This window comes from Microcoleus sp. B4-C1, from assembly GCF_036705285.1.
Classification (GTDB): Bacteria; Cyanobacteriota; Cyanobacteriia; order Cyanobacteriales; family Microcoleaceae; genus Microcoleus.
This window is the reverse complement of the sequence record NZ_JAUBUC010000024.1, coordinates 73994-86017: the sequence shown is the minus strand read 5'-3', so window position 1 is coordinate 86017 and position 12024 is coordinate 73994. Positions and strand designations below refer to the sequence as shown.

Below are 12024 nucleotides of genomic sequence, written 5' to 3'. Positions count from 1 at the left end.
ATTTTTGACCCCACCCCAACCCTCCCCTTATCAAGGGGAGGGAGTAAGAAATTCACAAATGATTTAGGATGGCTATATAAAATAAAAGGACGATCGCCCAGGCGATCGTCCTTTTATTGGCTGCACGTATTATCCGGTTTTAGGCTTGTCTGAATCCAAGATTATTTGCGGTTGTTGAGCCATTTAGCAGCAACTATTCCCAAAATACCTGCAACAACTGGATTTCCCAAAAACTTCATCAAACTTGGCTGTTCGGCCAGCACTTCTTGGAAAATATCCGGGTGATTGTGATAGGTGAACGAGGCCAACTTGGTAACATCGTCAGCATTCATGCGGCTGGCGTGGTGGGTAGAAAGTCCTAGCTGCTTTTCCAATTTGCGATCGTCCAATCCTCTCTTGCCCAAATGCTTGAAGAATTCCCGCGCTACATCGTCGCGTTCGTTTGGCTTAATTTGGGCGATCGCCTTTTGCAATTCCGGTTCCAACTGAGCCGGCGGGAGGGAGTCGTGATTCAGGGAACGCCCGAATAATTGTTTGCGCTGAGCAGGCGAAGTTCTCTGAGCAAAATCGTCAAAGTTTTCGTAATCTTCACCAGTTGTCTCCGGCATCATTTCTCGATCGCCCTGGGCTAAATCGTTCATGATTTGACGCTTGTAATTATCGCTGCTACTCATGGTAACTTTTTTCCAATCTACACAACATTTCAGTCTTAAATTGAGATTGTTTCGCCTTCAAAAAACTGCGGAATATTAAACCGCTACGCGGCTATCATTTAAGCTTGCTAACTCGGTCAAGACTTGTATTCAATCTGATTTGATTGCTGGTCGTACTTAGCAGTCAAAATCAGTTTTTTGTCAGGAGCGTAAACCAAAACACTTACATCCTGATTTGGGAAATTGCGGTGAAAACCTTGTGCTAAAGATTTGGCCAAATCTTTCACTTCAGTCGGGCGAACTTGCGGGGTAATTACAACTCCCAATTTGTTATTGTCGCGCACGTAAGCATCCTGAACCAAGCCCTGAGCCGTCTTTGTTACCCATTGACCAAAATCTTGACCTGCGGCGGTATTGCCACGTTCTAGCTGCGCGTAATAACCCTGACTGCCACCAATTGCTACAGGTACATCAGTCGGTTTTTGGGCTGAAACGCTGGGCGCGCAGGCAGTCGTAATAGCCAGCATTAAAACCAAGAGTAAGCCCGCAATCATTTTGCGACTCTGCTGCAATAAACTCACCTTTTTTCCTCCCTTCTGAAAACAACTTGAATACTTGAAAGGGTCAGGTTGCTCGACCCTCTCAATTAGTATTAGGCTTAGTCTAGTTTCTTTTTGAGCTCATCTTTTACATCTTCGATGGCGTGACCAGCTTCAGCTTTTGCCTGCTTGGCTTTGCCTTCTGCTTTATCCTTCGGGTCGCCAGTAACATTACCTAGGGCTTCTTGAGCTTTGCCTGCGATGTTGTCGCCAGTTGCATTTGCTCTATCTTTAGTGGTCATGGGTTTCTCCCTATCTGTATCTAATTTGACGTTTTTTACTTAATGAACTCATCATAGGTAACTAGGAGCTGCGTTGCACTCTACCTCTAGGAAGAAAGAATAAATAACAAATGGAATAGGGAATATGGAATATGGCATAGGGAACAGTTATTTGCAGTCTTGAACTAACTGCGACTTTCATACTTAATTATTGTTTTTCTACCGTTTCTGCTGGCTGCAATCAAGTATTTTTGTAAAAAACTGCTGGAGGGTCGCCCGTGCGTCCAAGACTATTTTTTTAAACCCAAAAGAATTTATGCTTTTAAAATTTTATTTAATTCGCCTTAAAAAGGCGGGTGTGGGCAAGACCGCATCTTACCCACACCCGAACAAATGTCGTATTAGTTTTAATTTACCTTGTGATGACATTCTTCATCTATTCTGTCCTGAAGTTCTTCTTTCAACTGTTCGACAGCGCGCATAGTTTGAGCATTTTCTTGTTTTTGCTGACCGAGGGCTTTTTCTGTTTCCTCGCCGAGCAAGGTTTCCTTTGATTTTGGTAGCGTTACTTGATTTTCGCTGCCAGTGTGGGTCGCCTTTTCTTCAATATTCATTAGTTTTTCCCCTATTGTTTGCAAAATTTATTTTTAACAAGGGTACTTAGAAGTTAACCTTATATTTATCATAAGGGAAATCACGACGGCTTCCCTCTGTCTGAAGGGAGATAGGGGCTGGTGAAGAGTTTTGAGTTTTATAGTTAAGATAAATTACGGAAAATTGCATTAGCCCGAAAGGAGATAGGGGAAGGGGAATAGTGCGTGAGATTGCTTGGTGAGTAGCAAGGCGCGGGCAGTGAATGAGTTGGGGAACGGCGAGGAGGGGGGAGAATTGTTCTGCAGCGCGCGCGATGGCATTAAGTGTCGAATGTTGTTGTATGAGGCTCTTTGGACATCGGTAAAAGATGAAGAGAGAAATGGGAGGCTGTTTAGTCCAGACTTAAGTCTATGCTGAGAGTTTGACCGTTAAAATCAACAGGGTGCAGCAATTTCCAAGTTTGGTGGCGATCGGGTTAAATAATCTGCTAAACAAGATTTAGCCTCAAGGCTAACTTCGTGCAGGATCGAACTAAAATTTCTGTTATTAGTAAAAATTATCTAAAACCCTATGGGAGCAAGGAGCAGTAACCCCCTCGCAGCAGCAGGCTCGACTCGTGAGCCGATCAAAATAGGCGTTTTGCATTCGCTGACGGGCACGATGTCCATCAGCGAAATTTCTGTTAAAGATGCGACGCTGTTGGCTGTTGAGGAAATTAATGCGGCGGGAGGGGTGCTCGGACGCCCCTTGGAAGCGGTTATAGAGGATGGAGCCAGCGATTTGCAAACTTTTGCTCAAAAAGCTAAGCAATTGCTCCTAGAAGCGCAGGTGGCGGTGGTATTTGGCTGTTGGACTTCGGCGAGCCGCAAAGCTGTACAGCCGGTTTTTGAACACGGCAGCGGTTTGCTGTTCTATCCGGTGCAGTATGAAGGGCTAGAAAAGTGTCCGAATATTTTCTACACTGGTGCTGCCCCAAACCAACAGATTGTGCCTGGGGTGAATTACTTGCTGGCACAGGGGAAGCGGAAAATTTTCCTGTTGGGTTCGGATTATATCTTTCCCCGCACGGCAAATCGGATTGTGAAAGTTCAACTGGCGGCACTGGGGGGAGAGTTGGCGGGGGAAGTGTATCTGCCGCTGGGTTCGAGGGAAGTGGGCGAGGCGATCGCACATATCTTAGCAGTGAAACCGGATGCGATTCTCAACACTCTCAACGGGGACAGCAATGTGGCTTTTTTCCAAAAGTTGCGGGAAGCTGGCGTGAAACCCGATGATTTGCCGGTGATGTCGGTCAGCGTAGCAGAAGAGGAAGTGCGGGCGATCGGGCCGTCCAATATTGCTGGACATTTTGTGGTTTGGAACTATTTTCAAACGGTGGATACACCGGAAAATCGGAAATTTGTCAAGGCTTATAAAGCCAGATACGGGGAAAATCGAGTCACGGATGACCCGATCGAAGCTGCTTATTTGGGCGTTTACCTGTGGAAGCAAGCAGTAGAAAAAGCTGGTTCGACAGATGTGGTTAAAGTCAGAGCTGCTGCTAAAAATATTGAGTTTGCAGCGCCTTCGGGCAAGGTAAAAATAGATGCCCAAACTCAGCATATTTGGAAAACAGTGCGGATTGGCAAGGTGAGGCTGGACGGTCAAATTGAGGAGATTTGGAATTCCGGCGCACCGGTTCGGCCTGATCCTTTTCTCAAGGGCTATCCTTGGGCGGCGGCACTTGCTACGAGGGGTATTTCTCTGGGAACTCGGGCGTCTTTGAGCGGGCTGTTTGTCATCTTGGTACTGATAACTTGGATGGCGGTGGGAGTCGGGTGGATGGGTTCTGTGGAGATGAAGAACTATTTGCTGGCAATAGAGGCTGCCTCAGCTCCTGCGGGGGTTTCTGAGGCAGCAATGGCGGTGCTGGTGCAGCAAACTCTGTTTGTGGCGAGCCGCACTCAGCACTGGCTGATGGGGGCTTTGGCTTTGAGTTTGATCGCGGGAATAGGGGGTTTTGTGTCGGTGTCAGCAATTATTCGGAATCTCGGCTTGCTGCGGGAAACTGCCGAACAGATGGCCAGCGGTGATTTGACGGCTCGATCGCCGGTGGTTTCTAATGACGCGATCGGGGTGCTATCTTCTACTCTCAATACAATGGCTCAGCAAATTAGCAGTTTGCTCAACGGTTTGGAGGTGCGGCAGCAGCAGCTAGAGGAACGATCGGAGGAATTGGAAGTCGCTAAGAATGCTGCGGAAGCTGCCAACCGGGCGAAAAGCACTTTTTTGGCAAATATGACTCACGAGTTGCGGACGCCTTTGAATGCGATTATCGGCTACAGCGAGCTGCTGCAAGAAGAGGCTCTGGAACTCGGCGAAGAAGAGTTTGTGATGGATTTGGCAAGCATTAATATGGCAGGCAAGCAGTTGCTCAACATTATTAGTGACATCCTGGATATTTCTAAAATTGAAGCAGGAAAGATGACTCTTTTCTTGGAGACTTTTGAGGTGTGGGATTTGATCGAGCAGGTTGTCACTACTGTTCAACCGACGCTAGGGAAAAATGGCAATACTTTGATCGTCAATTGCGATCGCAATATTGGCACGATCTACTCGGATTCGTCGAAGCTGCGACAAGCGCTGTTGAATTTGGTGAGCAATGCTGCTAAGTTTACCGATCGAGGCAAAATTACGATTAATGTTTGGAAGGAAGAAGGGGAGGTTTTGCCGATCGGCAATTCCGAAGAACTCTCGGCAGATCCTTCTCGGTGTCAACAGCCGTCGATCGTGTTTCAAGTCACCGATAGTGGCATCGGCATGACTGAGGATCAGGTGTCGAGGCTGTTCGGAGCTTTCGCTCAAGCGGACGATTCTACTACCCGCAAATACGGCGGCACCGGTTTGGGGCTGACAATTAGCCGGAAGTTTTGCCAGATGATGGGCGGAGACATTACCGTTGAGAGCGAGTTTGGCTGCGGTTCTAGTTTTACGATCCAGTTGCCGATTGCGGTTAAAAACCCAAAAGAAGCGCAGGACGATCGAGAAATTGAAGAAATGCAGCCGAAGTCTTGCGAGGAGTTAGAAACGAGTGTAGCGACGACTGAAGCGAAGCAAAAAGCAGTGCGATCGCAGCCGCTGGATTTGCCCGATGCTGCTACTGTGCTGGTGATTGACGACGATCCAGATGCGCGGGATTTGATGACTCGCTGCTTGTCGAAACAGGGATTTCGGGTGCGATCGTCGGCTAGCGGTCAAGGGGGGCTGCTGTTGGCGAAGGAGTTGCTGCCCGACGCGATTATTCTGGACGTGATGATGCCAAGTATGGACGGCTGGGCGGTGCTGTCTGCGCTGAAAGCCGATCGAGATTTGGTTGATATTCCAGTGATTATGATAACTTTTTTGGACGACCAAAATCAGGGTTTGGAATTGGGAGCGGCGGAGTATGTGAGGAAGCCTGTGGATTACAAGCGCTTTGCTGCTTTATTGAGCAAATATCAGGGTATCGAGAAGTAATTAGTTGGCTGTTGACTGTTGACTGTTGACTGTTGACTTTTGTCAGTGGTTATTACAGTCTTGGACGCAACAAATTGTTAGATCCGCTATTGATAAGGGTAAGGTGCATCGCCCGGAAAAATCTGCAAGTTTCATTTCTCATCTGAGGGCGACGCACCCTACAGATTAGCATTTCACTTCAAGAGAAAACCGCTATACATCCCTATCAATTACCAATTACCAGACGTACCTCATTAAACCCAGAAGTGCTATGGTTATTGCTTATTAGTAGCAGGTAACAAATAAGAAATAACCACAGTCAACAGTCAACTGACAACAGTCAACTGTCAACTGACTAATTAATCTAAAAAGCCCATTAATGTCGAGCTATCGTCAATTTCGTTTGAGGCAATTGGCCGATTTCCTCCCATTGTCGAGTAAACTTCATCAATGTGAAGAGTGCTGATTGCAATAGGGCGGGCACCGGACATACTGAACATTTCGCTGACTTGCATGGCGCTGGAACCGATCGGGCGATTGCCTAGTGTAGCAACCACTTCAAAGTCGCTGGATTCGACCGGGCGATTGCCTACAATGCCGTAGGTTTCGCTGAGGTGCAGGGTGCTAATGCCGATCGGGCGGTTCCCCGAAATCGAGACGGTCTCGCTGATGGTAAAATCGTCTGGGCCGACGGGGCGATTGTCATGCATGAGTTGCGGCCGATAAAGTTGAATTCCTGTTGCTTTGGCATCCGTGGGTTCTGTCGGTTGGCTTTTGGAACCTCCTTTGCCACGGCGGGCGAGTGCTTTGCCTTTGCCTGTACCTGTGCTCCTCGTATCCATAATTCTTTTCCTCGCTTATTACTGTTGATTGCTGGGTTCGGACAACTGCTTTTGTGGGCTTTCTGCTTTCTATTTGGGCCGATGATTAAAATAATATTACCAAAAACTTGGGTTTAAAGCCCCGTCCTTATAGGACGGCTTTGTGTTAGACTTTTAACGTAGCGAGTTCTCACGTAAGATGTTCGTTTTAGAATTCAAGGCTAAAGGCAAACCAAATCAGTACGCAGCAATAGACGAGGCAATCAGAACTGCTCAATTCGTTCGGAACAAGTGCATCCGATTTTGGATCGACAACCGAGGAGTAGGGCAAAAAGACTTGTATCGGCACAGCACTGCGCTCAGAGAAGAGTTTGCCTTTGTCAAAGATTTGAATTCTAGTGCTTGCCAAGCTTCTGTGGAAAGAGCTTATTCTGCGATTGCTCGGTTCTACGACAACTGCAAGAAAGCCGTTCCCGGAAAGAAATGCTATCCGACTTTCAAGAAAAACAGTCGGTATGTTGAGTACAAAGTCAGTGGCTGGAAACTTTCAGAAACTCGGAAGCAAATAACATTCACTGACAAAAAGGGAATTGGCAAGCTCAAACTAAAAGGGACGTGGGATCTTAACTTCTACCAAATCGATCAGATCAAGCGACTTCGCTTAATATGTCGCGCTGACGGCTACTACGTTCAGTTTGCAATCAGTGCTGATCACAATGTAGATACAACGCCAGCAGGTAAAACAGTTGGATTGGACGTGGGCTTGAAAGAGTTTTATACAGACTCCGACGGTCATACTGAACCAAATCCCAAGTTTTACCGAACAAGCGAGAAACGGTTGAAGTTTCGACAGCGACGTGTCTCTCGCACAAAGAAAGGCTCTGCCAACCGAAAGAAAGCAATTAATCGATTAGGGCGAGCACACCTCAAAATAAGTAGGCAACGTGAAGAACACGCTAAGAGACTGGCGCGTTACGTAATCCAATCTAACGATTTGGTCGCCTACGAAGATTTGAGGATTAAGAATCTTGCAAAGAATCACTGTCTGGCTAAATCGATTAACGATGCTGGTTGGTATCAATTCAGGAAGTGGTTGGAATATTTTGGCGTAAAGTTTGGCAGGGTAACGGTTGCTGTCAATCCTGCTTATACTTCGCAAAAATGTTCTAACTGCGGTGCAATCGTCAAAAAATCCCTATCAGTAAGAACCCACGTTTGTGAATGTGGATTTGTTATGGATAGGGATTGGAACGCCGCGATTAACATTCTGAAATTAGCCTTGAGTACGGTAGGGCATACCGGAACTTGGGTCAAAGACCCGAACGCTTTGGGAGATTCGACCTCTACTTTGGCTGGAGAAATCCAGTCGCAAGCAAGTTGAGTCTGTGAACAAAGAATCCCCTCGCCTTGATAGCTGGGGAGTGTCAAAAAGTCTAACTATTTTCTTAGAGAAATTGCAGAATATCTGCATTTTTGTTAAGATTTATGGGTAATAGCTACATTTTCCTATGGTAACTGCGGCAGCATCTTTTCAATTGCAAGCGCCCTTCCAGCCCACAGGCGACCAACCGCTAGCGATCGCCCAACTCGTCAAAGGCATCGAAGCGGGCGATCGATTTCAAACCTTACTCGGTGCCACAGGTACGGGCAAAACCTTCTCCATTGCCTCGGTGATTGAAAAAGTCGGCAGACCCACCTTAGTCCTAGCACACAACAAAACCCTGGCAGCTCAACTGTGCAACGAACTGCGAAATTTTTTCCCGAACAATGCAGTCGAATACTTTGTCAGTTATTACGACTACTACCAACCTGAAGCATACATCGCCGTCACCGATACTTTCATTGAGAAGACGGCAGCAATTAATGACGAGATCGATATGTTGCGGCACTCAGCCACGCGATCGCTCTTTGAACGCCGCGACGTAATTGTAGTTGCTTCAATTAGCTGCATCTACGGTTTGGGAATGCCCGCAGAATACCTGAAAGCTGCTATTCCTTTGCGAGTAGGAATGGAAGTAAACCAGCGGCAAGTTTTGCGAGATTTAGTCAACGTCCAATACAGCCGCAACGACATAGATTTAGGCAGAGGCAAATTTCGCGTCAAAGGCGATGTTTTGGAAATCGGCCCCGCTTACGAAGATAGAATTATTCGCGTTGAATTCTTCGGCGACGAAATCGATGCCATTCGCTACGTTGACCCCGTAACAGGTAAAATTCTGCAAAGTTCAACGGCTTTAAATATCTATCCAGCGCGCCACTTTGTCACGGCAGAAGATAAATTAGAGGCTGCTTGCCAAGGAATAGAACTCGAATTAGAAGACCGATTGGCAGAATTTGAAAAACAGGGTAAACTATTAGAAGCTCAGCGGTTGGAACAGCGGACTCGCTACGATTTGGAAATGCTGCGCGAGGTAGGATACTGCAACGGAGTTGAGAATTATTCGCGGCATTTAGCCGGGAGAAATGCCGGGGAACCGCCAGAATGTTTGATTGATTATTTCCCGAAAGATTGGATGTTGGTGATAGATGAATCTCACGTCACCGTGCCGCAAATTCGGGGAATGTACAACGGCGACCAAGCGCGCAAAAAAGTATTGATTGAACATGGTTTTCGCTTGCCCAGCGCGGCTGATAACCGCCCTTTAAAAGCAGAGGAATTCTGGGCAAAAGAGAATCAGTGCATCTTTGTTTCTGCTACGCCTGGGGATTGGGAAATGGAAATATCTGAAGGCAGAGTTGCAGAGCAAGTAATTCGCCCTACCGGAGTAATAGATCCGACAATTTTCGTGCGCCCGACGGAAGGACAAATTGATGATTTGTTGGGGGAAATCAAGGAGAGAGTAAGTCGGGATGAGCGAGTTTTGGTGACGACTTTAACGAAGCGGATGGCGGAAGATTTAACCGAATATTTGCAGGAAAGGACGATTAGAGTTCGGTATTTGCACTCGGAAATCCAGTCGATTCAACGCATCGAAATTATCCAAGATTTGCAGGATGGTAAGTTTGATGTATTGATTGGCGTTAACTTGCTGCGAGAAGGTTTGGATTTGCCGGAAGTGTCGCTGGTGGTAATTTTGGATGCGGATAAAGAGGGGTTTTTGCGATCGGGACGTTCGTTGATTCAAACGATTGGAAGGGCGGCGCGGCACATTCAGGGACAGGCGATTTTGTACGCGGATAATTTGACGGATAGTATGGTTAAGGCGATCGACGAAACGGATCGACGCCGGGGGATTCAGCTAGCGTACAATAAGATGCACGGGATTACGCCGCAGCCGATCGCGAAAAAGCGATCGAGTAATGCGATTTTGGCATTTTTGGATGTGTCGCGCAAGCTGAATTCTCAGCAGTTGGAGGAGGTTTACGAACAGGTAAACGAGTTATCTTTGGATGAGATTCCTCAGTTAATCGGGCGGTTGGAAGCGCAGATGAAGGCGGCGGCGAAGAAGTTGGAGTTTGAGGAGGCGGGTAAATTGCGCGATCGGATTAAGCATTTGCGGGATAAGCTATTGGGACATTAAGGAAGAGTGGGAGGATATGATGTTCGATCGCATTACCTTCGATCCAAAAATTATGGGAGGAAGAGCTTGCATTCGAGGAATGCGAATTACTGTTTCTTTGGTAGTGAGTTTAGTAGCAAATGGGATGAGTGTAGAGGAAATTTTGGCAGCTTATCCTTATTTGGAAGCAGAGGATATTAAAGCTAGTCTCCACTATCAACTCTCAACCTCAATGCTATGAATGCACCCACTCGTTTAGAGTTTCCCATTGCTAAGGCGCAATATCTCTTTAGCAGTGGCACGGAAGCAGGAGTAGGCGGAGATAAGCAGAAATTCTGGCGGGAGGTGATGGGGTTTGAGTCGCCGGAGGCGATTCGAGACGCAATTATAGCCCAAATCTCGCTAGAATTGTTACAGCCAGCCGGACAGAATGACTATGGAGAACGCTACCAAGCTATTATTTTAGTTACAGGGCGATCGGGGGTATCTTGGCAAATACGTACAGGCTGGATTGTTTTATCTGGTGAAGATATTGCTAGATTTGTTACCGCATTTCCTCAACGCTTTGGGAGACAGCAATGAGCAAATTTCAGTTATTGGATGCAGTGACTTTAACCGAAGCAGTCGCCCTCGCTGATGGCGAGATTGCACCGCCACAAACAGCAGGGACAATTGTTGAGGTTTTCAAGAACGGTGAAGCTTATTTAGTAGAATTATTTGGCGGATGGGTTAAAGCGGAAGTTGGCGGGGATTTTGTGCCTGCCGCTCAGGATGAACCGGGCGCATTTATGGAAACGATTGGTGTTGAAACAGTTTATCCGCATCAGTTGCAATTAGTAAAATCTGCCGACGAAATGATGGGGATTCGAGAGCATTTACTGTCGGTTTTAAATAATTTACCTGACGAGTTAGTGGCTGAAGTCTGCGATTTTGCGGAGTTTTTGCAGGAAAAACAGCAAAAAGTGCGATCGTATTAGGTAGCTGACTCACAAATTTTCTCTACCTTTTTATTGCCAAGGTCGATCGGGTTTGTTTCTTGAATCCGCCACGCAGCATAGGCTAGAACTTCTTTAAAGTCTTCTTCTTCAAGTTCTGGATAAGTTTGGCGTATTTCTGCTGTCGAATAGTGAGACGCCATCATTGAGATGATAGTTTCAACTGGTATGGGTAAGTTGCGAATGCAAGGTTTTCCCGCCATGAATTGTGAATCGGAGGTAATTCTAGTAAATTGCTGGATATCTTCTTTGCTATTCGTTGCAATTTCATTGTCCAGAATTACCATTCCAAGTCCCGGTATATACCGCACGGGTTGACCAAGTTTCATGGGGTCTACATCTCCCCAATCATAGGGAGGAATTTCATTATCGACGAGGTAAAGTTGACGCCAAGGCGATTTTGCCAATGCTTCCTCGGAAATGTCAGGAAAAAATATTAGCACTTCTGCGATGCCAACTGGAAAACCATTGAGTTTGCTCAAGCCATCTATAATGGCGGCTAAGACGGATAAGTCTAGATGGTTGAGGTTTTCTGCTTTTTCGATCAGTTGGTATACGGTTTCAGGATTGAGTGTTTCGCCCACAGCTTCGACTAAGTTTTCGGGGGTGAAACCTCGACATTTCAAGTATTCAGCTAGTTGTAAGCGAATTGTACTCATGGGTTTAGTTGAGAAAGATTCTAGGGTGAAGTGCGATCGCCCTTTACCATTGTCCTATTTTTTCGATGGAAAGGGCGATCGTACTTTTTACCAGCTTCCTAGTTCTTCGGATGAATATTCGCGTTCCAAGGAGTCCGCTTTTGATGAACCATTGTTATCCCAGGAATCTGACTCGTATTCCCATCCACGGTTTTTATCTTTCCGATCCTCATCTTCAGAGTGTAAGCGTTCTAAGGTAGTCACTCTGTCTTTGAGTTTTTGCATACCGCGCTGAATGTCCGAGAGTATAAGCTCTTGACGATTTGGGTATGACCCATAAACCATACGGGCTATCTCCCAACCATGAGGATGATCGAGCAGCTTTTCGAGTAGCGAGCGCGGGTCATTGTGTGGTATCATTGTTATAAGTCTGTAAAAAACAGCAGAATCTTTAGTGGCCTGATGCATACGAGCGCAGCCACTCTAGGATTCGATATTACGAAAAATAGAAAATTAGAGCGTCCTCACG

Annotated in this window: 13 protein-coding genes; 6 read left to right on the top strand and 7 right to left on the bottom strand. The window is 46.5% G+C overall.

The window, feature by feature from the left end:
• Positions 1-161 precede the first annotated feature (161 nt).
• From QUB26_RS12450 to QUB26_RS12435, 4 genes are all read right to left on the bottom strand, one after another.
• Positions 162-674 (bottom strand): hypothetical protein, encoded by a 513-nt coding sequence (locus QUB26_RS12450; RefSeq protein ID WP_333237131.1) that lies wholly within the window; start codon positions 672-674, stop codon positions 162-164.
• 116 nt (positions 675-790) lie between these two features.
• Entirely contained in the window at positions 791-1234 is a 444-nt protein-coding gene (locus tag QUB26_RS12445; protein WP_333237133.1) for a hypothetical protein, read from the bottom strand.
• A gap of 77 nt (positions 1235-1311) precedes the next feature.
• The gene (locus QUB26_RS12440) at positions 1312-1494 is read right to left on the bottom strand and encodes a CsbD family protein (RefSeq protein WP_333237135.1); all 183 of its coding nucleotides are present in this window, start codon (positions 1492-1494) and stop codon (positions 1312-1314) included.
• A 386-nt stretch (positions 1495-1880) separates the two neighbouring features.
• The gene (locus QUB26_RS12435; protein WP_333237137.1) at positions 1881-2087 is read right to left on the bottom strand and encodes a hypothetical protein; all 207 of its coding nucleotides are present in this window, start codon (positions 2085-2087) and stop codon (positions 1881-1883) included.
• A 550-nt stretch (positions 2088-2637) separates the two neighbouring features.
• Here QUB26_RS12435 and urtA point away from each other — a divergent pair.
• The gene (urtA, locus tag QUB26_RS12430; protein WP_333318215.1) at positions 2638-5562 is read left to right on the top strand and encodes an urea ABC transporter substrate-binding protein; all 2925 of its coding nucleotides are present in this window, start codon (positions 2638-2640) and stop codon (positions 5560-5562) included.
• A 338-nt stretch (positions 5563-5900) separates the two neighbouring features.
• On the opposite strand, the gene QUB26_RS12425 is transcribed toward urtA, so the two are convergent.
• Entirely contained in the window at positions 5901-6383 is a 483-nt protein-coding gene (locus QUB26_RS12425) for a hypothetical protein (RefSeq protein WP_333318213.1), read from the bottom strand.
• 178 nt (positions 6384-6561) lie between these two features.
• Between QUB26_RS12425 and QUB26_RS12420 the strand changes: the two genes are divergently transcribed.
• The 5 genes from QUB26_RS12420 to QUB26_RS12400 all read left to right on the top strand — a co-directional run bounded on the left by QUB26_RS12420 (position 6562) and on the right by QUB26_RS12400 (position 10839).
• Positions 6562-7743 (top strand): RNA-guided endonuclease InsQ/TnpB family protein, encoded by a 1182-nt coding sequence (locus QUB26_RS12420; RefSeq protein ID WP_445299603.1) that lies wholly within the window; start codon positions 6562-6564, stop codon positions 7741-7743.
• Between the two features lie 127 nt (positions 7744-7870).
• Positions 7871-9883, top strand: a complete 2013-nt coding sequence (uvrB, locus tag QUB26_RS12415; RefSeq protein WP_333318211.1) for an excinuclease ABC subunit UvrB — start codon at positions 7871-7873, stop codon at positions 9881-9883.
• Positions 9884-9899: 16 nt separating this feature from the next.
• The gene (locus QUB26_RS12410) at positions 9900-10103 is read left to right on the top strand and encodes a DUF433 domain-containing protein (protein ID WP_333318208.1); all 204 of its coding nucleotides are present in this window, start codon (positions 9900-9902) and stop codon (positions 10101-10103) included.
• Positions 10100-10444, top strand: coding sequence for a DUF6883 domain-containing protein (locus QUB26_RS12405; RefSeq protein WP_333318206.1), 345 nt, complete (start codon positions 10100-10102; stop codon positions 10442-10444). Before QUB26_RS12410 ends, QUB26_RS12405 begins: the two co-directional genes overlap by 4 nt.
• Positions 10441-10839 carry a DUF2281 domain-containing protein gene (locus QUB26_RS12400; protein WP_333318205.1) on the top strand — a complete coding sequence of 133 codons (399 nt, stop codon included), beginning with the start codon at positions 10441-10443 and terminating at the stop codon, positions 10837-10839. Before QUB26_RS12405 ends, QUB26_RS12400 begins: the two co-directional genes overlap by 4 nt.
• On the opposite strand, the gene QUB26_RS12395 is transcribed toward QUB26_RS12400, so the two are convergent.
• Both QUB26_RS12395 and QUB26_RS12390 read right to left on the bottom strand, forming a co-directional pair.
• Entirely contained in the window at positions 10836-11516 is a 681-nt protein-coding gene (locus QUB26_RS12395; protein WP_333318200.1) for a DUF433 domain-containing protein, read from the bottom strand. The genes QUB26_RS12400 and QUB26_RS12395 overlap by 4 nt on opposite strands.
• Positions 11517-11603: 87 nt before the next feature.
• On the bottom strand, positions 11604-11840 hold the full coding sequence (locus QUB26_RS12390; protein WP_333318199.1) for a hypothetical protein: 237 nt from the start codon (positions 11838-11840) through the stop codon (positions 11604-11606).
• Positions 11841-12024: the final 184 nt, after the last annotated feature.